At 72.0% G+C, this 22,040-nt stretch carries 20 protein-coding genes; 9 read left to right on the top strand and 11 right to left on the bottom strand.

Annotated elements, in window-relative coordinates; all coding sequences use genetic code 11:
* From qcrB to ctaE, 4 genes are read right to left on the bottom strand one after another with little or no spacing between them, the layout of a single operon-like run.
* Complete coding sequence (gene qcrB, locus DSZ44_RS02275) at positions 1–1,755, bottom strand: cytochrome bc1 complex cytochrome b subunit (RefSeq protein ID WP_110850945.1); 1,755 nt, start codon at positions 1,753–1,755, stop codon at positions 1–3.
* Positions 1,752–2,846, bottom strand: a complete 1,095-nt coding sequence (gene qcrA, locus DSZ44_RS02280; RefSeq protein ID WP_258369161.1) for a cytochrome bc1 complex Rieske iron-sulfur subunit — start codon at positions 2,844–2,846, stop codon at positions 1,752–1,754. Before qcrA ends, qcrB begins: the two co-directional genes overlap by 4 nt.
* Complete coding sequence (gene qcrC / locus DSZ44_RS02285; protein WP_110850946.1) at positions 2,843–3,622, bottom strand: cytochrome bc1 complex diheme cytochrome c subunit; 780 nt, start codon at positions 3,620–3,622, stop codon at positions 2,843–2,845. Before qcrC ends, qcrA begins: the two co-directional genes overlap by 4 nt.
* Before the next feature lie 57 nt (positions 3,623–3,679).
* The gene (gene ctaE / locus DSZ44_RS02290; protein ID WP_110850947.1) at positions 3,680–4,330 is read right to left on the bottom strand and encodes an aa3-type cytochrome oxidase subunit III; all 651 of its coding nucleotides are present in this window, start codon (positions 4,328–4,330) and stop codon (positions 3,680–3,682) included.
* Between the two features lie 280 nt (positions 4,331–4,610).
* Between ctaE and DSZ44_RS02295 the strand changes: the two genes are divergently transcribed.
* The 3 genes from DSZ44_RS02295 to DSZ44_RS02305 all read left to right on the top strand — a co-directional run bounded on the left by DSZ44_RS02295 (position 4,611) and on the right by DSZ44_RS02305 (position 6,466).
* Complete coding sequence (locus tag DSZ44_RS02295; protein WP_110850948.1) at positions 4,611–5,042, top strand: response regulator transcription factor; 432 nt, start codon at positions 4,611–4,613, stop codon at positions 5,040–5,042.
* Positions 5,039–6,115 carry an anthranilate phosphoribosyltransferase gene (trpD, locus tag DSZ44_RS02300; protein ID WP_110850949.1) on the top strand — a complete coding sequence of 359 codons (1,077 nt, stop codon included), beginning with the start codon at positions 5,039–5,041 and terminating at the stop codon, positions 6,113–6,115. The genes DSZ44_RS02295 and trpD overlap by 4 nt, the downstream gene beginning before the upstream one ends.
* Positions 6,116–6,184: 69 nt before the next feature.
* Positions 6,185–6,466 carry an Lrp/AsnC family transcriptional regulator gene (locus tag DSZ44_RS02305; RefSeq protein WP_110850950.1) on the top strand — a complete coding sequence of 94 codons (282 nt, stop codon included), beginning with the start codon at positions 6,185–6,187 and terminating at the stop codon, positions 6,464–6,466.
* Between the two features lie 3 nt (positions 6,467–6,469).
* On the opposite strand, the gene DSZ44_RS02310 is transcribed toward DSZ44_RS02305, so the two are convergent.
* Positions 6,470–8,242 carry a DEDD exonuclease domain-containing protein gene (locus DSZ44_RS02310; protein WP_258369162.1) on the bottom strand — a complete coding sequence of 591 codons (1,773 nt, stop codon included), beginning with the start codon at positions 8,240–8,242 and terminating at the stop codon, positions 6,470–6,472.
* An 87-nt stretch (positions 8,243–8,329) separates the two neighbouring features.
* Between DSZ44_RS02310 and DSZ44_RS02315 the strand changes: the two genes are divergently transcribed.
* Positions 8,330–8,527 carry a hypothetical protein gene (locus DSZ44_RS02315; protein ID WP_110850951.1) on the top strand — a complete coding sequence of 66 codons (198 nt, stop codon included), beginning with the start codon at positions 8,330–8,332 and terminating at the stop codon, positions 8,525–8,527.
* 114 nt (positions 8,528–8,641) lie between these two features.
* Here the strand turns inward: DSZ44_RS02315 and DSZ44_RS02320 are convergent, their stop codons facing one another.
* Complete coding sequence (locus DSZ44_RS02320; RefSeq protein WP_110850952.1) at positions 8,642–10,465, bottom strand: AMP-dependent synthetase/ligase; 1,824 nt, start codon at positions 10,463–10,465, stop codon at positions 8,642–8,644.
* A gap of 123 nt (positions 10,466–10,588) precedes the next feature.
* Here DSZ44_RS02320 and DSZ44_RS02325 point away from each other — a divergent pair, with 123 nt between their 5' ends.
* Positions 10,589–11,527 carry an ROK family glucokinase gene (locus DSZ44_RS02325; protein WP_110850953.1) on the top strand — a complete coding sequence of 313 codons (939 nt, stop codon included), beginning with the start codon at positions 10,589–10,591 and terminating at the stop codon, positions 11,525–11,527.
* A gap of 48 nt (positions 11,528–11,575) precedes the next feature.
* Here the strand turns inward: DSZ44_RS02325 and DSZ44_RS02330 are convergent, their stop codons facing one another.
* Complete coding sequence (locus tag DSZ44_RS02330) at positions 11,576–12,049, bottom strand: hypothetical protein (protein WP_146237462.1); 474 nt, start codon at positions 12,047–12,049, stop codon at positions 11,576–11,578.
* 71 nt (positions 12,050–12,120) lie between these two features.
* Here DSZ44_RS02330 and DSZ44_RS02335 point away from each other — a divergent pair, with 71 nt between their 5' ends.
* From DSZ44_RS02335 to DSZ44_RS02350, 4 genes are all read left to right on the top strand, one after another.
* A complete protein-coding gene (locus DSZ44_RS02335) occupies positions 12,121–12,999 on the top strand; it encodes a lysophospholipid acyltransferase family protein (protein ID WP_110850955.1) in 879 nt (292 codons plus the stop codon).
* Between the two features lie 105 nt (positions 13,000–13,104).
* On the top strand, positions 13,105–14,334 hold the full coding sequence (locus DSZ44_RS02340; protein WP_110850956.1) for a pyrophosphate--fructose-6-phosphate 1-phosphotransferase: 1,230 nt from the start codon (positions 13,105–13,107) through the stop codon (positions 14,332–14,334).
* A gap of 91 nt (positions 14,335–14,425) precedes the next feature.
* Positions 14,426–15,778, top strand: coding sequence for a class II 3-deoxy-7-phosphoheptulonate synthase (locus DSZ44_RS02345; RefSeq protein WP_110850957.1), 1,353 nt, complete (start codon positions 14,426–14,428; stop codon positions 15,776–15,778).
* A 103-nt stretch (positions 15,779–15,881) separates the two neighbouring features.
* Positions 15,882–16,403 carry a molybdopterin-dependent oxidoreductase gene (locus DSZ44_RS02350; RefSeq protein ID WP_110851318.1) on the top strand — a complete coding sequence of 174 codons (522 nt, stop codon included), beginning with the start codon at positions 15,882–15,884 and terminating at the stop codon, positions 16,401–16,403.
* A gap of 96 nt (positions 16,404–16,499) precedes the next feature.
* Here the strand turns inward: DSZ44_RS02350 and DSZ44_RS02355 are convergent, their stop codons facing one another.
* Genes DSZ44_RS02355 through DSZ44_RS02370 form a run of 4 tightly spaced genes read right to left on the bottom strand, consistent with a single transcriptional unit; the run spans position 16,500 to position 22,037 of the window.
* Positions 16,500–18,188 (bottom strand): FAD-binding oxidoreductase, encoded by a 1,689-nt coding sequence (locus DSZ44_RS02355; protein WP_258369164.1) that lies wholly within the window; start codon positions 18,186–18,188, stop codon positions 16,500–16,502.
* Entirely contained in the window at positions 18,185–18,955 is a 771-nt protein-coding gene (locus DSZ44_RS02360) for a lysophospholipid acyltransferase family protein (RefSeq protein WP_110850958.1), read from the bottom strand. The genes DSZ44_RS02355 and DSZ44_RS02360 overlap by 4 nt, the downstream gene beginning before the upstream one ends.
* Positions 18,952–19,773, bottom strand: coding sequence for an SDR family NAD(P)-dependent oxidoreductase (locus tag DSZ44_RS02365; protein WP_110850959.1), 822 nt, complete (start codon positions 19,771–19,773; stop codon positions 18,952–18,954). The genes DSZ44_RS02360 and DSZ44_RS02365 overlap by 4 nt, the downstream gene beginning before the upstream one ends.
* Positions 19,770–22,037: an HAD-IB family hydrolase gene (locus DSZ44_RS02370; protein ID WP_110850960.1), complete on the bottom strand. Its 2,268-nt coding sequence runs from the start codon at positions 22,035–22,037 to the stop codon at positions 19,770–19,772. Before DSZ44_RS02370 ends, DSZ44_RS02365 begins: the two co-directional genes overlap by 4 nt.
* Between the last annotated feature and the right edge of the window lie 3 nt (positions 22,038–22,040).

Below are 22,040 nucleotides of genomic sequence, written 5' to 3' on the forward strand. Positions count from 1 at the left end.
TTACGACGACGTCGTGGTGTTCCGCCCATCGGTCCCGCGACCGGCGCCGATGGCCGCACGGTCCTGCTGCTCGGGGCGGTCGAAGGCGGCGTGCAGGCCACCCTCCTCGACCTCGCCGTGCGTCCCGTTGCCGTGGCCTCCGTGCTCGGCGTGCGCGGCCGCGAGCTCGGCCGGGTCGACCGGCTCGACACGGTCCTCGTAGAGGAACCGGGACAGGCGCTGGAGCTGCTTGTCCTTGCCGTAGCCGGGGCGTCGCACGCCGTTCTCGTCCTCGGGCGGGTCGATCTCCAGCATGCGGTCGGCCTCGTGGTGGACGAGCAGCCAGCGCTCCTCCTGCGTGAGGGGCTGGTGCACCTCGAGGAACTCACCGGTGGGCATCCGCACGATCCGGCCGGTCTCGTGGCCGTGGAGCGCGAGCTCACGGTCGCGCCGCTGCAGCGACAGGCAGATGCGCTTGGTGAGCCAGAACGCGAAGACCGGCGCGACGAAGAGGGCGATCCGCAGGAACCACGTGATGCCGTTGAGCGAGAGCTCGAAGTGGGTGGCGATGAGGTCGTTGGCACCGGCGACGTTGAGCACCATGAAGGCGGTGACGATCGCGACGCCGACGCCCGTGCGGACCGGTGCGTTGCGCGGGCGGTCCAGGACGTGGTGCTCGCCGCGGTCCTTGGTGGCGGCGGCCTCGAGGAACGGCCACAGGGCGAGCGCCGTGAACAGGATGCCCGGCACGACCACACCGGGGATGAGCACGTTGAGCGACAGGACGTAGCCGAAGATCGTGAACTCGGCGAAGCCCGGCATCAGGCGCAGGGCACCCTCGAGGAAGAGCATGTACCAGTCTGGCTGGGCACCCGCGCCCACAGGCGAGGGATCGTAGGGCCCGTGGATCCACACCGGGTTGATCGAGACGAGGCCGCCGAGGAGGGCGAGGAAGCCGAAGACGATGAAGAAGAACCCACCGGCCTTGGCGGCGTACACCGGCAGGACCGGGTAGCCCACGACGTTCTTCTCGGTCTTGCCGGGCCCGGGGTACTGCGTGTGCTTGTGGACCACGACGAGGATGAGGTGGACCGTCACCAGCGCGATGATCAGACCGGGCACGACGAGGATGTGGATGGTGAACAGCCTCGGCACGATGTCGGTCCCCGGGAACTCCCCACCGAAGAGGGCGAGGGAGGCGTAGGAGCCGATGATCGGGATGGCTCGTGCGACGCCGTCGGCGATGCGCAGGCCGTTGCCGGACAGGACGTCGTCGGGCAGCGAGTAGCCGGAGAAGCCGGCGAGCAGCGCAAGGATCATCAGCGTGAAGCCGATGAGCCAGTTGAGCTCACGAGGCTTGCGGAACGCGCCGGTGAAGAACACGCGGAGCATGTGCGCGACGATCGACGCGACGAACAGCAGGGCGGCCCAGTGGTGGATCTGCCGCATGAGCAGCCCGCCGCGCACCTCGAAGGAGATCCTCAGCGTCGAGGCGAAGGCCTCGGACATCCCCACGTTCTGCATCGCCTCAGGCAGCGCGTCCTCGGGGTAGGTGACGTGTCCCATGCTGGGCACGAAGAACATCGTGAGGAAGAAGCCCGACAGCACGAGCACGATGAAGCTGTAGAGCGCGACCTCGCCGAGGAGGAAGGACCAGTGGTCCGGGAAGACCTTGCGGGCGAACTCCCTGACGGCCTTGCCGATGCCGGTGCGCTGGTCGAGGTAGTCAGCGGCCGGTGCCGCCTTGCTGGGCTTGCGAGCCGCGGTGGTGCTCATCGGTTCTCATCCATTCGCTCGCGCTCCCAGAAGCTCGGGCCCACGGTCTCGTGGAAGTCCGACCGCGCCACGAGGTAGCCCTCGGTGTCCACGGTGATCGGCAGCTGGGGCAGGGCGCGGTTGGCCGGTCCGAAGACCACCTTGGCCTCGTTGGCGAGGTCGAAGGTGGACTGGTGGCAGGGGCAGAGCAGGTGGTGAGTCTGCTGCTCGTAGAGGGCGACGGGGCAGCCCACGTGGGTGCAGACCTTGGAGTACGCGATGATGCCGTCGTAGCTCCAGTCCCGGCGCTCGGGGGAGATGTTGAGCTCGCTGGGGTCGATGCGCGTCATGAACACGACCGCCTTGGCCTTCTCCTCCAGGTAGTGCTCCTGGTCGCTGATGCCGTGCGGGATGACCTGGAAGGCCGACCCGTTGGTGACGTCGGCGGCGCGGATGAGGCGGTTGTCCGGGTCGGTCGCGAGGCGACGGCCCAGGGTGCCGTCGGGCAGGCGGCCACCGGTGCCCTCGGGCACGTCGCCCCAGGCGGTGTGGCGGAACTTGCGGGTGTCCCACGAGGGGCTGAGCTCGCCGACCAACGGGACGACGAAGGGCAGCGGCGCGAGGGCCGCGGCACCGACGAGTGCGCCCTTGAGGACGGGACGGCGGGCGATGCCGGACTCGGCGACGCCGATCTCGAGCTTGGCGACGGCCTCCTCGCGCACCTCGGGGGAGGAGGCTGCGGGCTTGCGCTGCTCGACGTACTCGGTGTTGGACATGAGCGTCTTGGACCAGTGGACCGCGGCGAGGCCGATGCCGAGCATGCCCAGGCCCAGCCCGACGCCGAGCGCGATCGTCGACAGACGCACGTCCAGGAGCGTGGTGCCGACCGGGATGAAGAGGAAGCCGACGATGCCGCCGATGGAGGCGAGGATCGAGACGAGCAGGAGGGTGACGACCTGGCGCTCGGCGCGCTTGGCGGCCTTGGGGTCACGGTCCGCCATGCGCTCGGGGTGGTGCGGCAGGCCCGGGTCCTCGAAGCGATCGGGGACGTCGGCGACCGGTGCCCCGCCCGTGGCGGGGGTGAGGTCACCAGAGGGGCGATTCGTGCTCACGAGGACCGTGCTCCCATCCACACTGCGATACCGATGATGCCGCCGATCCCGACGAGCCAGATCCAGAAGCCCTCGGAGACGGGGCCGAGGTTGCCCAGGGTGAGACCGCCGGGGGAGACCTCTCGCTGCTCCATGATGTAGGCGATGACGTCGCGGGCGCCCTCGTCGGTCACCGACGCCTCGTTGAAGACCGGCATGGACTGCGGTCCGATGCGCATGGCCTCCCAGATCTGGGTGGCGGTCGCCTCGTCGAGCGGCGGGGCGACCTTGCCCTCGGTCAGCGCACCACCGGCGCCGACGGCGTTGTGGCACATCGAGCAGTTCGTGCGGAACAGCTCCATGCCGTTGGCGGCGTCACCGAGCTCGGGGTCGACCTGCTCCGAGGAGGGGATGGCGGGACCGGGGCCGAGGCTCGCGACGTACGCGGACATCGCGGCCGTCTGCTCCTCGTTGAACTGCGGGTCCTTGCGCTCGGCCTGCGGGGAGTTGTTCGCCATCGGCATGCGGCCGGTGGACACCTGGAAGTGCACGGAGGCCGCGCCCACGCCGACCAGCGACGGTGCGAGGTCGGTGCCCTGGGCGTCCAGGCCGTGGCAGGTGGAGCAGTTCGAGCGGAACAGCGCCTCGCCTTCCTCGATCATGTCCTGGCTGGCGGCCTGGGCGTTGGCCGGCTCGGAGGTGACGGCGGAGTACGCCACCCCCGTGAGGATCAGGGCCAGGAGCAGGAGGACGACCGGCGCGAGCCGGTGCCTTCTGCTGGCGGCGAGTGCCTTCACGGTGATGAGTCCTTCTCTGGCGTTGCGGGTGGAACCGGGGGCAGGTCGCGCGGTGCTCTAGAACATCTCGAGGAAGTAGATGATGAAGAACATCGCGACCCAGACGACGTCGACGAAGTGCCAGTAGTAGGACACGACGACTGCGCCGGTGGCCTCGTAGTGGCCGAAGCGCTTGGCCGCGAAGGAGCGGCCGAGGATGAAGAGGAAGGCGATGAGCCCGCCGAGCACGTGGAGGGCGTGGAAGCCCGTCATGATGTAGAAGACCGAGCCGTAGGGGCTGGAGGCCACCGTGAGGCCGTGCGAGACGAGCTCGGCGTACTCGAAGGCCTGACCGGCGACGAAGAACGCGCCCATGATGAAGGTGAGGACGAACCACTCCTCCATGCCCCAGCGACGGACGTCGAGCAGCTTGCCGGTACGGCGCGGCTGGAAGCGTTCGGCGGCGAACACGCCCATCTGCGCGGTCACCGAGCTGGCGACGAGGACCAGGGTGATGGTCAGCGCCCAGGGGATGTTGAGCATCGAGTAGCTCTCGGGCCAGATCTCCGCCGACACCGACCGGTGGGTGAAGTACATGGCGAAGAGACCAGCGAAGAACATCAGCTCGCTGGACAGCCACACGATGGTGCCGACCGACACTGCGTTCGGCCGGTTGACGTTCACGTGGGGGGCGCTCGGAGCAGCCGTAGTAGACGACACGATTGCCATTATGGCCCGAAAGTTCGCCCTGGTGACCACTCCGGGGCCGTGCGATTCCTCCCTCGCGCCGTCCCCACCGTAGGAGTTCCGCGACATCCCGCGCCTGAGTCCTTGGTCCCGATCCGGTCACGAGGCAACACGCCGGTGGTACCGGTGTCCGGTTCGTCTCATTCACGCATCGGCGGCGTGCCCCTGGGCCGGGATGTGCGTCACGGTCCCGCGCCGTGACTACCATTCGAGGAGGTCACCGCGCCGCGCGGTGTGTACCGAGCGAACCTGGAGGACGACGATGACGCCCGCGCAGCCCGACGCAGCCGCCACCACCGACACCGACGTCGTGGACGTGCTGCTCTACAGCGACGACGTCACGACCCGCGAGCAGGTCCGCCGGGCCATCGGCCGGCGCGCCGCGGTCGACGTCCCGCGGATCCGGTGGACGGAGGCGGCCACGCACGAGGGTGTGGTCATGAAGGCCAAGGAGGGTGACTTCACTCTCCTCGTGCTCGACGGCGAGGCCGCCAAGGCCGGTGGAATGGCGGTGAGCCGGCAGCTGAAGTCCGAGATGTACCAGTGCCCGCCGGTCGTCATCCTCACCGCACGCCCGCAGGACGCGTGGCTTGCGACGTGGGCGCAGGCCGACGCGATCGTCCAGGCGCCGGTGGACCCGATCGAGATCCAGGAGGTCGTGGCCGGACTGCTGCGCTCGGGCGGTCGTCGGTGACCGTGGAGGGTGTCGAGCCGGTCCAGCCCACCTGGGCGGACCTCATCACCTCGCTCGTCGCCGGTGAGCACCTGAGCGCCACGCAGACCGGCTGGGCGATGGACCAGGTGATGTCGGGCCTGGCGAGCCCCGTCCAGCTCGCGGGCTTCCTCGTCGCGCTGCGCGCCAAGGGCGAGACGGTGACCGAGCTCACCGGCCTGGCCGACGTGATGCTCGCGCACTCCGTGCCGATCGACGTGCCCGACGACGTCGTCGACATCGTCGGTACCGGCGGTGACCGTGCCCGCACGGTCAACATCTCCACGATGTCCTCGCTCGTCATCGCCGGCGCGGGCGTGCCGGTGGTCAAGCACGGCAACCGGGCCTCGAGCTCGGCGAGCGGCTCCGCGGACGTCCTCGAGCAGCTCGGGGTACGCCTGGACATGGAGGTCCGGCAGGTCGAGGCGGTGTTCCGCGAGGTGGGCATCACCTTCTGCTTCGCCCAGACGTTCCACCCCTCGATGCGGCACGCGGCCGTCGCGCGCCGTGAGCTGGCCGTGGCCACGGCCTTCAACGTGCTGGGCCCGCTCACCAACCCCGCCCGTCCGCGGGCGGCGGCGATCGGCGTCGCCGACCGGCGCATCGCCCCGCTCGTCGCGGGAGTGCTCGCGCGCCGGGGGACGCGCGGGCTCGTCTTCCGTGGCGAGGACGGGCTGGACGAGCTGACGACGACGGCGGCCAGCCGGGTCTGGCACGTCGCCGACGGTGAGGTCACCGAGCACGTCATCGACACCCGGGAGGTCTTCGACCTCGCACCGGCGACCGTCGCGGACCTGCGCGGCGCGGACGCGACCTTCAACGCCGGTGTCGCCCGCGACATCCTCGACGGTGCCACGGGCCCGGTCCGTGACGCCGTCCTGCTCAACTCCGCCGCCGCGCTCGTCGCGCACGGCAGCCTCCCCGGCACGGGGACCGGCGACGGCGACCTCGTCAGCCGGCTGCGTGCCGGCGTCGACCTGGCCGCCGCGGCCATCGACGACGGCCGGGCGCGCGGCGTGCTCGACCGGTGGGCGGCGGCTAGCGCCGCCCTCTGACGCAGCCGGCACCGGCCGTCTGCGAGACCGTCGGCGGGACCCCGCCGACAGCGAGACGAAGGAGACCCCATGCTCACCGCCATCGTCCTCATCGACACCGACGCCTCCCGCGTGCCCGAGGTCGCCAAGGAGGTCGCCGAGCTGGACGGGATCAGCGAGGTCTACTCGGTCACCGGTGACGTCGACCTCATCGCGCTGGCGCGGGTGCGCCGCCACGAGGACCTCGCCGACGTCGTCGCCGACCGCGTGGGCAAGGTCAAGGGCGTGACGAACACCCGGACCTACATCGCCTTCCAGGCCTACTCCAAGCACGACCTCGAGTCCGCCTTCGCGATCGGCCTGGGCGACTGACGGTCAGGCGGTCGGGGGCAGGGGGTACTTGGCGGCGGCGTCGACAGGCCACGCGAGCGGCTCGTCGCCCTCGTCGTGCTGGACCAGGCGCGTGGCGGGGTGCTCGACCCAGTCGGCGATGAGCTCTGCCTCCTCCGAGCCGGAGGCACCGAGGACGGTGGACGGCGCCGGGACATCCTCCCCGGTCGCGACGAGGGCATCGATGGCCGGCATGGGGTTGACCCCGCGCGGCACCGTGCACGTGCCGGCGAGCCGGCCGTAGCGCACGAGGACGACCTCCCAGCCGCCGTCCTCGGTGCGCCGGGCGGCGACGAGCTGGGGACTGCGCCACAGCGGGCGCAGGCGCTGTGTGCGCCGGGCAGCGACGAGGTACGCCCGGAGCCGGTCCCGCTCGGCGGCGGCCTCCTCGTAGCGCTCCTGGGCGGCGAGGGAGCCGATACGGGCGCGCAGCGCCGCGACGACCGGCCCGGCAGCGGAGGTGAGACCGGCGCGCACGGAGGCGGTGACCTCCGCGTACTCCGCGACGTCCTGCCCGCCGACGCAGGGGGCGCCGCAGCGTCCCATCTCCGCCAGCGCGCAGGCGCGGGCCTCGGGCGAGGGGACGGCGGGGAGTCGCTGGCTGCAGCGCCGCACGGTGAAGGCCTCCTCGAGCGCCTCGAGCGCCGACTGCGCGGCGGCCCGGGAGGCGAAGGGGCCGATCGCCTCCGCGCTGCGCCCGGCGGGCACGCTGCGCACGATCGACAGGCGGGGGAAGGGCTCGTCGGTCAGCCGGATCCACGGCCGGCGGTGCGGCTTGCGCGAACGGCGGTTGTAGGGAGGGTCGAGCTCGGCGATGAGCCGCAGCTCCCGGACGGCGGCCTCCAGCTCGGTGGCGCAGGGGATGGGGCGGACCTCCTGGGTGAGGTCGACCATCTCTCCGATGCGCTTGCGCTTCTCCGCGGCCGTGAAGTACGAGCGCACCCGGCGGCGCAGGTTGACGGCCTTGCCCACGTAGAGCACCTCGCCGGCGGGCCCGAGGAACTGGTAGACGCCGGGACCGGTGGGCAGGGAGTCGGCGAGGGTGGCCTTGCGACGCCGCTTGTGGGGGACGGGGTCCCCGAGGGTGGCGAGGTCCTCCAGGTGGGTGGCGCCGAGGGGCGCGAGCCGGCCGAGCAGGCCGTGCAGGACGTCCACGGTGGCGCGCGCGTCGTGCAGCGCCCGGTGGTCAGGGCTCGTGGTGGCACCGAAGAGGGCCGCGAGCGTGCCGAGCTTGTTGTTGGGCGCCTCGTCGCGCGTGACGACGCGGCGGGCGAGGGCGACGGTGTCGACGACGGCAGGGGAGGGCCAGGTCAGCTCCAGCCGCGCGGCGGCCGCGCGGAGGAACCCGACGTCGAAGCGCGCGTTGTGGGCCACGAGCACCGTGGTGGGCCCGAAGCCGGCGAACTCGAGGAAGGAAGGCAGCACCTCCGCGATGCGCGGGGCGCCGACGAGCATGGCGTCGGTGATGCCGGTGAGGACCGTGATCATCGGCGGGACCGGGCCGCCCGGGTCCACGAGGGTCTGGAACTCCCCGAGGACCTCCCCGCCGCGGACCTTGACGGCGCCGATCTCGGTGATCTCGCACTGGGTGGGGGAGCCGCCGGTGGTCTCGAGGTCGACGACGACGAAGGTCACCTCCGACAGCGGCACGCCGATCTCGTCGAAGCCGATCTGGAGCGGCGTCCCGGCCCCCGCGCGGGACGCGCCCTCGAGGTCCAGCCGTCCACCGGGGGCGGGAGCAAGCAGGTTCGCGGTCACGAGTCCGACCGTACGTGCGACCACCGACACGGCCGCCGACGCCGCACCGTGGCCGGCGATGTCGGAGGTCACCCCTACCGTCGCGGCATGATCATCGACTGCGACTCCTGCACCATGCGGACCATCGCCTGCGACGACTGCGTGGTCAGCTTTCTCACCGACCCTGCCCGCGGGCAGGCGCCGGCGGCCCGTGACCTCGGGGAGGACGAGCGCACCGCGCTGGCCGTCCTCGCCGACAGCGGGCTCGTGCCGCCGCTGCGGCTGCGGCGGGCAGGGACGGCCTGAGCCGTGCCCGTCCGCCGCTCTCGAGCGCCGGCGGTGGTACGCCGTGCCCCGCACGCACCACGGCCGGTGCCGGCGCGGTCGCGGGCACCGGCCGTGGCGGTCGGGTGGGGACGGTCAGCCGCGGGTGGCGGCGGGTGCCTCGGCGTAGAGGTCGTCGATGGTCTTCGCGTAGTCGCGCAGCACGGCGTTGCGGCGCACCTTCATCGAGGGCGTGAGGTAGCCGTTGTCCACGGTGAAGTCCTCGTCGAGGATGACGAACTTCCGGATGGACTCGGCGCGCGAGACCTTCTTGTTCGTCCGGTCGATCTCCATCTGGATGTGCTCACGGACGAGCGGGTCCTGCGTGGCCTCTTTGACGCTCATCGGCTCCTTGCCGTGGTTCTTCAGCCAGCTGGGCAGCATCTCGGCGTCGAGCGTGATGAGCATGCTGATGAAGTGCCGGCGGTCGCCGATCGCCAGGCACTGGGAGATCAGCGGGTGGGCGCGGGTGGGGTCCTCGAGCTGGCTGGGCGCCACGTTCTTGCCCCCGGCCGTCACGATGATCTCCTTCTTGCGGCCGGTGATCGTCAGGCAGCCGTCCTCGTCGAGCCGGCCGACGTCGCCGGTGTGGAACCAGCCGTCGGAGAACGCCTCGGCGGTCGCCTCGGAGTTGTTGTGGTAGCCCCGGAACACCGCGATCCCCTTGGCGAGGATCTCGCCGTCGTCGGCGATCTTGATCCCACAGCCCGGCAGCGGGGTGCCCACGGTGCCGATCTTCACGCGCCCGGGGCGCGCGACGGCCACCGGAGCGGTGGTCTCGGTCAGGCCGTAGCCCTCGAGCACCACCAGGCCCAGACCACGGAAGAAGTGCCCGAGGCGCTCACCGAGCGGGGCGCCGCCCGAGACCGCGTACACGGCCTGCCCGCCGAGCACGGCGCGGATCTTCTTCAGGACGAGGGCATCGGCGACCTTGTGGAGCGCCTTGAGCCGCACCCCGGGGCCGCCCGGCTCGTCGAGCGCGCGGGAGTAGGCGATGTTGACCTTCGCGGCCCACCGGAAGATCTTCACCTTGCCGCCGGCCGCGGCCTTCTGCTCGGCGGCGTTGTACACCTTCTCGAAGACACGCGGGACCGAGAGGATGAAGGTCGGGCGGTAGGTGCCCATGTCGGCGACGAGGTCCTTGGTGTCGGGCGTGTGGCCGAGCGGCACACCGGCGGCGACGACGAGCACCTCGACGAAGCGTGCGAACACGTGGGCCAGCGGCATGAACAGCAGCGTGCGCGCGCCGGGGTAGTCGAAGACCTCGTGGAGGTCCTCGATGGCGTTGCGGCAGAGCTCGACGAAGTTGCCGTGGGTGAGCTCGGCTCCCTTGGGCCTGCCGGTGGTGCCGGAGGTGTAGATGACCGTGGCGATGTCCTCGAGACCGACCGCGGAGTGCCGGGCGGCGAGGTCTGCGTCGCTGACGTCGCGGCCGCGCGCCACGAGGGTGTCGAGGGCGCCGTCGTCGATCGTCCAGACGTCGCCCAGGTGCGGCAGGCCGCCGTTCTCCTCGCGGGCCTGCGCGACGGTCTCGGCGTGTGCGGAGGTCTCCACCACGGCGGCCACGCAGTCGGAGTCGCCGAGGATCCAGGCGCACTGGTCGGCCGAGGAGGTCTCGTACACCGGCACCGGGACGGCGCCGGCGTGCCAGATCGCGAAGTCGAGGATCGTCCACTCGAACCGGGTGCGGGACATGATCGCGACGTGGTCCCCGGGCCCGACACCGGCGGCCATGAGCCCCTTCGCGACACCCTCGACGAGCTCGAGGACCGCGGTGGTCGTGTACTCGCGCCACACGCCGTTCTCCTGACGCTCGATGAGCCCCTTGGAGGGGGAGGACGTCGCCTGCGCGATGAGGAGGTCGCTCACGCTGGTCGACGATTCGGACGTCACGGCAAGGGGGACATGGAACTCGTCCATACTGACTCCAGTGGCAGCGGTGGGAGGGAATGACTACCGGCTCCACGATATGGCAGATCTGGGCGTTTCGGGGCCACCTCCACAAGGTGGCGCCGTCTCCACGACGACGGACAGGATTCATCGATGACGACGATCGGTATCGACATCGGCGGGACGAAGATCGCCGCCGGTGTCGTCGACGAGACCGGCCGGGTGCTGGCGCAGACCCGTCGAGCCACGGACGCGCTGGACCCCGAGGCGATCGAGAGCGCGGTCATCGCCTGCGTCGCCGAGCTGCGGTCCAAGTACGAGGTGAGCGGCGTGGGTGTGGCCGCGGCGGGCTTCGTCAGCCCGAACCGCGACGGCATGCTCTTCGCCCCGAACATCGCCTGGCGGGACTACCCGCTCCGGGAGCGGCTGTCGCGCGGGATCGAGGTGCCGATCGTCGTCGAGAACGACGCGAACGCCGCCGGCTGGGCCGAGTTCCGCTTCGGTGCCGGCCGCGACGTCCACTCGATGGTCATGCTCACGCTCGGCACGGGGCTCGGCGGTGCGATCGTCCTGGACGACCGCCTGCTCCGCGGGGCCTTCGGCGTGGCCGCCGAGCTGGGCCACATGCGCATGGTGCCCAACGGTCACTACTGCGGCTGCGGCCACGAGGGCTGCTGGGAGATGTACGCCTCCGGCCGCGCCCTCACCCGCGCCGCCCGCAACGCCCTCATCACCGACGAGGACCGCGCCGGGCGCCTGCGCGAGCTCGCCGCCGCCGACGGCGGCAAGACGCGGGGCCAGCACGTCACCCAGGCGGCCGCCGAGGGTGACCCGCTCTCCCGCGACCTCGTCACCGAGCTCGGCCGCTGGGTGGGTGCCGGCATCGCCGACCTCGTCGCCGTCCTCGACCCCGAGCTCTTCGTCATCGGCGGCGGGGTGGCCGACACCGGGGACCTCGTCCTCGAGGCCGCCCGCGCGTCCTTCCGCGCCGAGCTCTCCGCCCGTGGCTACCGTCCCGAGGCGCAGATCCTCCTCGCCGAGATGGGCAGCGAGGCCGGCATCGTCGGGGCTGCCGACCTCGTCCGGCACTGACGTGGGCGCCCGCCCGGCCGGCGTGGCCGGGCGGGACCCGCGAGGCGGTCAGACGACGGCGCCGTCGTCGTAGTCGTCGGTGTCCCGGCGGGCGGGCATGCGCCACAGGAGCAGGCCCACGCCCACCGCGAGCGCGCCGGCGGCGACGAGCCACACCAGGCCCGGCGCCGAGCGCCACAGCAGCACGCACAGCAGCATGACGGCCAGGCCGCCCAGCACCCCGCCCCACGCGACGACGAGAAGCGGCTCGGAGCGGGACAGGGGCTCCGGGTCGGGCGCGACGAAGCCGTCGACGACATCGCGCGCGCGGTCGTCGTCCTCCGTCTCGGCCGCGGGGGAGTAGTCCCGCGGGCCCGGTGCGGGCGCCGCCGCGGGGGGCCGTGGTTCGGGCTGCGGCTCGAGCTCCTCCTCGGCGGGCAGCCGCAGCTCGCCCAGACGTGCGGTGAGCGCGGCCCACTGGGCGTCGAGGTCGTCGTCGGGCACGTGGTCGCCGTCAGCGGCGCCCCGGGTAGGACCAGCCATGGTGAGCACTCTAGAGTGCTTCAGGAACGCGCGGCCCGATCCGGCGCCGCCGCCAGCAAAAGGGGTAGTGAGTGTTCTACGGCTTGATGAAGGCGACGCTCGGCACGACGCTGCGTGTCTTCTACCAGCCGTGGATCCGCGGGGCGGAGAACGTGCCGGAGGACGGCGCGGCGATCCTCGCGAGCAACCACCTCGCCGTCATCGACTCCTTCTTCCTCCCGCTCATGGTCCGCCGCTCGGTGGTCTTCCTCGGCAAGCAGGACTACTTCACCGGGCGCGGGGTCAAGGGCAAGCTCGTCGCCGGCTTCATGCGCGGTGTCGGCACCATCCCCGTCGACCGCAGCGGCGGCCGGGCCGGTGAGGCGGCGCTGCGCACCGGGCTGCGCCGGCTCGAGGAGGGCGGCCTGTTCGGGATCTACCCCGAGGGCACCCGCAGCCCCGACGGTCGGCTCTACCGGGGCAAGACCGGCGTGGCGCGCCTGGCGCTGCAGTCCGGGGCCCCCGTCATCCCGGTCGCGATGATCGGCACGAACATCGCCCAGCCGATCGGCACGCGCATCCCGCGGCTACGCCCGATCGGCATCGTCATCGGCGAGCCGCTCGACTTCAGCCGCTACGCCGGTCTGGAGGACGACCGCTTCGTCCTGCGCTCGGTGACCGACGAGATCATGTACGAGATCCTGCGCCTGTCCGGCCAGGAGTACGTCGACGCCTACGCCGCCTCCGTCAAGGCACGCGCCGCCTCCGGCACCGCACCCGCCACGGCCGCACCCGCTGCGCCGGCCGGGCCCGGCGGTCGCCGCGTCCCGGGCACCGCGGTGCCCGAGCCCACCGCGCGGGAGCTGGCCGAGGGCAAGGAGCGCCTCGAGGCCGCCGCGCACGAGGCCGAGGCGGCGGCCGGCGAGGACGACGACGGCACGGACTCACCGCCGTCGTCGTCCACGAGCTAGGCGACTCCCGGCAACCGGCCCAGCGTCACTACACTGGGTGACGCGCGCGAGCAGTCCTGCTCGCCGGCCGCTGCCCGGCGGCCGTCGCCCGACGAAAGGTTGCCGATGTCCGTCCGCCGTGTCGCCCTGCTCACCGCAGGTGGCTTCGCCCCCTGCCTGTCCTCCGCGGTCGGAGGCCTGATCGAGCGCTACACCGAGGTGGCGCCGGACGTGGAGATCATCGCCTACCAGTACGGCTACCACGGCCTGCTGACCGGCACCAAGGTCGTCATCGACGACGAGGCCCGCGCCAAGGCCGGCGTCCTGCACGACTTCGGTGGCAGCCCGATCGGCAACAGCCGCGTCAAGCTCACCAACGCCAAGAACCTCGTCGAGCGCGGACTCGTCAAGGAGGGCGACGACCCGCTCAAGGTCGCCGCCGAGCAGCTCCGCGCCGACGGCGTCGACGTCCTGCACACCATCGGTGGCGACGACACCAACACGACGGCCGCGGACCTCGCCGCCTACCTCGAGGACAACGGCTACCACATGACCGTGGTGGGCCTGCCGAAGACGATCGACAACGACATCGTCCCCATCCGCCAGTCCCTCGGTGCCCACACCGCCGCGGACCAGGCCAGCCGCTTCGCCCAGAACATCATCGGCGAGCACCGCTCCAACCCGCGGATGCTCATCGTCCACGAGGTCATGGGCCGCCACTGCGGCTGGCTCACCGCGGCCGCTGCCCGCGACTACCACCAGTGGGTCGCCGAGCGTCCCGAGTGGAACCCGAGCGCCGGCCTGAGCAAGGAGCGCTGGGACGTCCACGCCGTCTTCCTGCCCGAGATGAAGCTCGACCTCGAGGGCGAGGCGCAGCGCCTGCGCGCCGTCATGGACGAGATCGGAAACGTCAACATCTTCCTCTCCGAGGGCGCCGGCGTGCCCGAGATCATCGCCGAGCTCGAGGCCAAGGGCGAGGAGGTCCAGCGCGACCCCTTCGGCCACGTCAAGCTCGACACGATCAACCCGGGGCAGTGGTTCGCCAAGCAGTTCGCCGAGCTCATCGGCGCGGAGAAGGTCATGGTCCAGAAGTCGGGCTACTTCTCGCGCTCTGCCGCGGCCAACGAGCAGGACCTCGAGCTCATCCGCACGATGGTCAACCTCGCCGTCGACAGCGCCTTCCAGGACGTCTCCGGCGTCGTGGGCCACGACGAGGAGAACGGCGACGAGCTGACGACGATCGCCTTCCCCCGCATCGCCGGCGGCAAGGCCTTCGACATCACCCAGCCGTGGTTCACCGAGCTCATGGCGAGCCTGGGCCAGGACGTCACCCCGGCGGACACCCCCGCCCACTGACCCGACGGGACCCCGGCGCCGCCGGTCCCACCGATTCCCACGGTGCGGACCGGCGGCGTTCCACGTACCGGACCTCCCGTATCCTGACGCCGTGAGTATCGAGGCTGATCCCGCGGTCCTGCGCGGGCTGGACAACTGGCGCGACCTCCCGGCATCCCAGCAGCCGGAGTGGCGCAGCGCCGAGGAGCTGCGAGCCGTCACCGACGAGCTCGCCGCGTCCCCGCCGCTCGTCTTCGCCGGCGAGGCCGACCAGCTGCGCGAGCAGCTGGCCAAGGCGTCGCGCGGCGAGGCGTTCCTCCTCCAGGGCGGTGACTGCGCCGAGACCTTCGCGGAGTCGACGGCGGACAACATCCGCAACAAGATCCGCACCATCCTGCAGATGGCGGTGGTCCTCACCTACGGCGCGAGCCTGCCGATCATCAAGATGGGCCGGATGGCCGGCCAGTACGCCAAGCCGCGCAGCAACACGATGGAGTCGCGCGACGGGGTCGAGCTGCCCGCCTACCGGGGCGACGCCGTCAACGGGCACGCCTTCACGCCGGAGTCGCGGGTGCCGGACCCGAACCGGCTGCTGTCGGCCTACCACCGCTCCGCGACCACCCTCAACCTCATCCGTGCCTTCACCGGCGGCGGCTACGCCGACCTGCGTCGCGTCCACGAGTGGAACCGCGGCTTCACCACGAACCCGGCCTACAAGCGCTACGAGCAGCTGGCCGCCGAGATCGACCGCGCCGTGCGCTTCATGGCCGCCGCGGGCGCCGACTTCGACGCCCTGCGCACCGTCGACTTCTCCTCCAGCCACGAGGCGCTGCTCCTGGACTACGAGCGGGCGATGACCCGCATCGACTCGCGCACCGGCCTGCCGTACAACACCTCCGCGCACTTCCTGTGGATCGGGGAGCGCACCCGCGAGCTCGACGGCGCGCACGTGGACCTGCTGTCCCGGGTGCGCAACCCGATCGGCGTCAAGCTCGGGCCGACGACCACGCCGGAGACCGCCCTCGCCCTGCAGGAGAGGCTCAACCCCGAGGGCACGCCCGGCCGCCTCACCTTCATCACCCGCATGGGCGCCGAGCGCATCCGCGACGTCCTGCCGGGCCTGCTGTCCGCGGTCGCCGCGGAGGGCAGCCCCGTCACCTGGGTGTGCGACCCCATGCACGGCAACACCTTCTCCTCCCCGAGCGGCTACAAGACCCGCCGCTTCGACACGGTCCTCGACGAGGTCCGCGGCTTCTTCGAGGCGCACCAGGCGGCGGGCACCGTCCCCGGTGGCCTGCACGTGGAGCTCACCGGCGACGACGTCACCGAGGTGCTCGGCGGCGGCGAGGAGATCGACGAGGGCGCGCTCAGCCGCCGCTACGAGACGCTCGTCGACCCCCGGCTCAACCACCAGCAGTCCCTGGAGATGGCCTTCGCCGTCGCGGAGATGCTCCGCGGGAGCTGATGGACAGGGAACGGGGGGAGAGGTGAGCACCGCCGGCGCGATCGAGGTCCCGCCCGAACGGAGCGTCCCGCCCGGGCAGCACCTCGTCGCCGAGGCACCGGTCATGCACTACGGGCCGGTGCCCAGGCCGCGCCCCGACCGGTGGGACTTCACCGTCGGTGGGCTCACCCGCCACGGCGGGGAGCAGCGGTTCGCGCTGGACGAGGTCCTCGCGATGACGCCGGTCGAGGTCCTCGGCGACCTCCACTGCTCCGCGCGGTGGAGCACCCTGGACGAGCGGTGGTCCGGTGTGGCCGCCCGAGCCCTGGTCGAGGCCGCACCTCCCGCCGACGGTGTCGAGGACGTGCTCGTCTTCGCCGAGTACGGCTACAGCGCCACCATCCGGGTCGACGACCTCATGTCCGCCCGCGCCGTGCTGGCCACCCACCACGACGGCGTGCCGCTCACCCAGGAGCGGGGGGCGCCGCTGCGCCTGGTCATCCCGCACCTGTACTCGTGGAAGGGCCCCAAGTGGGTGCGCGGGTGGAACTACACCGCCGCACCCGAGCGCGGCTTCTGGGAGCAGCGCGGCTACCACCTGCGCGGCGACGCCTGGCGCGAGGAGCGCTACTCCTACCAGGAGTGACCGGCCCTCCACACACACGAGCGCCAAGAGCGGAGTTGTTACCGGGTGACAACTCCGCTCTCGGCGACTCTTGGGGGGCGGGACCGGCGGGTCAGCTCACCACTCGCGGTCGGCGGGGATGAGGCTGCCGGGGTTGAGGTTGCGGCCGGGGTCCACACCCTGGAGCAGCGAGACCTGGACGTCGACGCCGGCGGGGGAGATGTCCTGCTCCAGCCAGTGCGCGTGGTCGGTGCCCACACCGTGGTGGTGGGAGATCGTGCCGCCGTGGTCGACGAAGGACTGCTGGATCGCCTTCTTCACCACCCAGTACTGGCGCAGCTGCTCGTCCATGTCCGCGCTGCGGGACACGAGCGCGAAGGTGAAGTACAGGCACGCGCCGGAGTGGTAGCTGTGGGACAGGTGGCACATGATGTAGCCGCGCACGCCCAGGGAGTCGAAGGCCTCACGCGCCGCACGGATGGTGAGGTGGTAGACCTCCATGAGCCGCGACCACGGCATCGCGGTCTCCGAGACGTCGGCGAGGGCGCCGATGTCGAGCAGGAAGTCGCGGATGTAGGGCGTGTCGAACTTCTTCTGGTCGTACAGCGCGCCGGGGCCCTTGCCGAGCTTGACGCCGCCGTGCTCGCGGACGATCTTGCCGACCGTCGCCTTGTCCGCCTTGACCCGGGCGCTGCCGCCCTCGTAGCCGACGTAGCTGAGGCAGGCCTTGTCCAGGTCCCAGCCGCGCTTCTCGAGGAAGCCGAACAGCCCGTCCTGCACCGCCTTCTTCGCGCCCTTGGACGCCTTCTGCGTCGACAGCGAGAACGCCGTCTCGTTGCCGTCGGAGACACGGGTGACGGACGGGTGGGCGTCGGACACCGAGATGGCGTGCATGGCCTGGACCGCGCTGCCCCAGTTGGGGAAGAGGTAGGCGATGATCTCGCGGTTCTCCGGCAGCCGGTGGACGTGCACCCACGCCTCGGTGATGACGCCCAGGCGCCCCTCGGAGCCGAGGATCATCTCCCGCACGCTGGGGCCCGAGGAGGTGCTGGGCAGCGGGCGCAGCACGATGACCTTGCCCGGCAGCACGACCCGCATGCCACGGGTGATGTCGGCGATGTCGCCGTACTTGTCGGACTGCATGCCCGAGGAGCGGGTGGCGATCCACCCACCGAGCGTCGAGTGCTTGAAGCTGTCGGGCTGGTGGCCCATCGTCCACCCGCGGGCGGTCAGCTGCTCCTCGAGGTCGGGGCCCAGCGCACCGGCCTGCACGCGCGCGAGCCCCGCGTCCTCGTCCACCTCGAGGACACGGTTGAGGCGTCCGAGGTCGAGGGAGACGATCGGGCGGGTCTCCTCGGCCGGCGGGGTGAGGGAGCCGGAGATGTTCGAGCCGCCGCCGAAGGGGATGAGGACGGCGTCGCTCGCGACGACGGCGTCGACGACGGCGCGCACCTCCTCCTCGGTGCCCGGGTAGACGACGACGTCGGGCACGCGGGGCAGGTGGCCGGCGCGGATCTTGACGAGGTCGACGAGGCCCTTGCCGTAGGTGTGGACGACCCGGTCGAGGTCGGAGGTGACGACGTGGTCCTCACCGAGGGCCGACCGCAGCTCGGCGGCGAGGTCCTCGGGGAGGCGGGGGGCGGGGACGTCGATGTCGTCGAAGGACGGGGGCGGTGTGCCCGGGGCCGAGAGGTCGATCCCGATCCTGTCCATGACGAAGGGCGCCATCCTCGGCTTGTCCCGGTAGTTGAAGGCGATGCCCTCCACTCCCCAGCCCCACCACTTCTGGTGCGTCACTCCCGTCACGAAGCCTCCTCCTGGGACCGGCCCTCCGGCCCGCCCCTCCTCGAGTCGCCGACGACGTACGGCGTCTGCATGGTCATCATGGTGCTGATGTGCTGGGCGACGCGGTCGCTGAACGCGCGTGCCGGCTCCCCGGGGTGGGGACGCATCGGCCGGCCGACGAGCACCCGGACGCGCGGGCGGCCCGGCACGGGCCAGAAGCGTCCCACCGGCATCGCCTCGTGGGTGCCCAGGAGCGCGACGGGGACGCACGGGACGCCCGAGGTCGCGCAGAGCACCGCCGCACCGGGCTTGAAGGGGCGCATGACGCCGTCGCGGCTGCGCGTGCCCTCCGGGAAGAGCAGGATCGGTAGGCCGCTGGTGAGCAGGCGCTGGGACATGCCCTTGTTGCGCCCCCGTCCACCGGTGCGCTCGATCGGGTAGGTGTTGAAGAAGAGGGAGGTCAGTGCCTTGACCCACCAGCGGGAGTAGAAGTAGTCGGCGGCGGCGCCGACGGTCATCCGCTTGGTCAGCCGGTAGGGCAGCTGGGACACGAGCACACCGGTGTCCAGGTGGCTGCAGTGGTTGGCGACGACCACGAAGGGGCCGCGCAGCGAGTCGACGTTGTCGGTGCCCTCGACCGTCGTCGTCGTCACCGCCGAGACGACGGGGCGCAGCACCAGCCGCTGCGCGACGAAGCGCAGGACCCGGTGCCACCGGGCGTGGTAGCGGCCCAGGCGGGGGGCTCCCTCGCCCCCACGGCTGCCGCGTGCGGAGTCCCCCTCGGTCACGACCGACCTCCCTGGATGAGTGCGGTGGCGCGCCGCACGAGCGGCCGCGGCGCGTGCGCGGCGAGGAACGCGATGACGCGGAAGCGCAGGGAGGGCACCGAGCGGACCCGCCCGCGCTCGATGTCCTCGAGGGCGTCGGAGACGACCCGGTCGGCCTCGAGCCAGAGGAAGCCCGGGATGGCGCTCGTGCGGATGTTCGCCCGCTCGTGGAACTCGGTACGCACCCAGCCGGGCAGGAGGGCGGTGGCCTGGACGCCGGTCCCGGCGAGCTCGACGGACAGGGACTCGGAGTACGTCGCCACCCAGGACTTGATCGCCGAGTAGGCGCCCATGGGGACGAGACCGGCCACCGAGGCGACGTTGACGACGACGCCGCGGCCGCGGGAGACCATCGCGCGGCCCGCGGCGTTGCCCAGGACGAGGACGGCGCGGACCATGACGTCCAGCGACCGCTCGACCTCGCCGAGGTCCTCGGCGAGGAGCGGCACGTGCACGCCGTGGCCGGCGTTGTTGACGAGGACGTCGACGGGGGAGTCCGCGTCCAGCAGGCGGGCCGCGACGGCGTCCACGTCGTCGCGCGCCGCCAGGTCGGCCACGAGCGTCTCCACCTCGACACCGTAGCGCCACCGCAGCTGGTCGGCCGTCTTCTCCAGCCGCTCCCGGTTGCGGGCGACGAGGACGAGCGACAGGCCGCGCGCGGCCAGCGCCCGGGCGAACTCGAGCCCGAGGCCGGACGTGCCGCCGGTGACGAGCGCACGCCCGCCGAGGACGGAGTGCTCGGAGGGCGCCGAGAGGGGGCGCCGGGGACCGGTGGTCATCGCTGGACGCCCTCCTTCAGGCTGCGCAGGACGGGCGCGACCCGGCCCTCGACCGTCGTCGTCCAGGAGTGGACGGGCCAGCGCTGGGCGCGAGCGTACCGGTAGAGCTGGGCGTCGGGGTTGACCACGTGCGGGTTGCCGACCACCTCGAGCCAGGGCCGGTCGGCGTAGCTGTCGCCGTAGGCGTAGGAGGCGGACAGGTCCAGACCCTCGTCGCGGGCGTAGCGGGTGAGCCACGTCGCCCGGGACTCCCCGACGAGGGGGGAGGTGAGGAGGTGGCCGGTCCAGCGGCCGTCGTCGTCGGTCTCCATCTTCCCCGCGACGACGACGTCGAACAGCGGCGCGAGGGGCTCGACGAACACGTCGATCTCGCCGGTGACGAGGACCGTGCGGTGGCCCGCCGCGCGGTGGGCCCGGATCTGGGCGACGGCCTCGGTGAGGACGTCACGGCGCAGGGAGTCCTGGACGCGCTCGGCGATCGCGGTGCGCAGCTCCGCCTCGTGGGTGCCGGCGTAGCGCCGCATGAAGGTGCGGATGAAGTCGCCGCGGTCGCGCATCTCGGCCTGGAGGTAGCGCGGGCCGAGGGCGACGAGGTTGCCCAGGGCCTTGGGCCAGCCGGCCGGCGGACGGGTGGCGAGCTCGACCCACAGGTACTGCTCGACGAGGGTCGCGGCGATGACCGTGCGCTGGAGGTCGAAGACGGCGACGACGTCGCTGCGCCGGGGCAGCTCCGCCTCGCGCGGCGTCCCGGCCTTGGGCCGTTCCCCGCGCATGAGGCCGGGGACCCCGGCGATGTGGACGTCCTGGAGGTAGTGGCGCCAGTCGATCTCGGTGACGTCGAAGCCGTGCTCGACCTGCCGCTCGGGCGGCAGGGAGGCGTGCAGCGCCCGGGTGCGGGCGTCGTCGAAGATGACCTCAATCTGCGTGTACGGCTGGTAGAGCGCGGTGAACTTGCGCAGCGTGTTGATGTCCCGACGCGCCTTGTACAGCGTGGACATCCACTCGCGGGTGCGGGCGCGGGCCGGGAGGCGCCCGACGGCGCGGTCGGCGATCTCCACGGCCTTCTCCCGGCGGCGCACGGCGCGCTCGACGGAACCGCGGTGGGGGAAGGACCACGAGGGCACCGACACGTGGGAGCCGCTGGAGTCCTTGAGGGGGTGGGCGGAGAAGTACTCGCGGACGTACTCGTAGAGCTTGCCGAAGCGCAGGGGGTTGGTGATCCCGGAGGACACCTGGAAGTAGTTCGCCTCCGCGGCCGCGGGCGGGACGGCCGCCGCGGCGAGGATCGCGTTGACGACGAAGTCGACGGGGATGACGTCGAGGACGGTGTCGGCCAGCGCCGGGAACTCCGGGAGCATGCCGCGCCCGTAGGCGGCGATGAGGGGGTCGGCGACCTTGAAGCCGTCGATCCAGCCCGGGTAGGGGTGGCGGAAGGAGGACTCGATGATCGTGGGCCGCACGACCGACAGGCGGTGACCGCCGCCCTGCCACAGGTCCTCGGCGACCCGCTCGCCCATGGCCTTGGTGAAGGTGTAGACGTCCGGCCAGCCCAGCGACTCGGCGCGGGTGCGGGCGTGGTGGACGAGCTCCTCGCGCACCCAGGCGGAGCGGGCGGCCTCGGCGGCCTGGGAGACGGCGCGGGGCCCGGCGCGGCGGTGGTCGGCGTCGGCCTGGCGGAGCAGGGGCTCGAGCACCTCGGGGCGCCGGGAGGCCTCCTCGGCGGACTGGCGGGCCGCGAGGGCGGAGCGGAGCTCGGTGCGGTAGTCGACGTCGTGGTCGAGGCTGCGCTCCTCGGCCACGCCCTTGCGCAGGCCGGCGACGTAGCTCGTCGAGACGTGGACGACGTGCGGGTCGGTCCCGGTGGCGAGGAGACGCTCGTACAGGTTGACCGGCCCGGCGACGTTCGCGGCGAAGGCCTCGTCGATCGGCAGGTCGAAGGACACGCTCGAGGCGGAGTGGACGACGACGTCGAGGTCGGCCGGCAGCTCGGGGACGTCCTCGAGGTCGCCGGGGATGACGGTGACGCGCTCGGTGAACGCGGCCAGAGCGTTCTCCTCGCCGACCGACTCGCGCCAGCTGCGGAAGACCGGCTTGCGCAGCAGCTTCTCGGCGCGCCGCTGGGCGCTGAGGTCGCCGCGGGGGCGCACGAGGATGCTGATGCGCGTCGTCGGGTAGGCGGCGAGCAGCTTCTCGACGACGGCCTGGCCGACGAAGCCGGTGGCGCCCGTGACGAGGACGTGCGCGTGCTCCAACGGTGAGTGCATTTG

Source organism: Georgenia satyanarayanai (genome assembly GCF_900116375.1).
GTDB lineage: Bacteria > Actinomycetota > Actinomycetes > Actinomycetales > Actinomycetaceae > Oceanitalea > Oceanitalea nanhaiensis.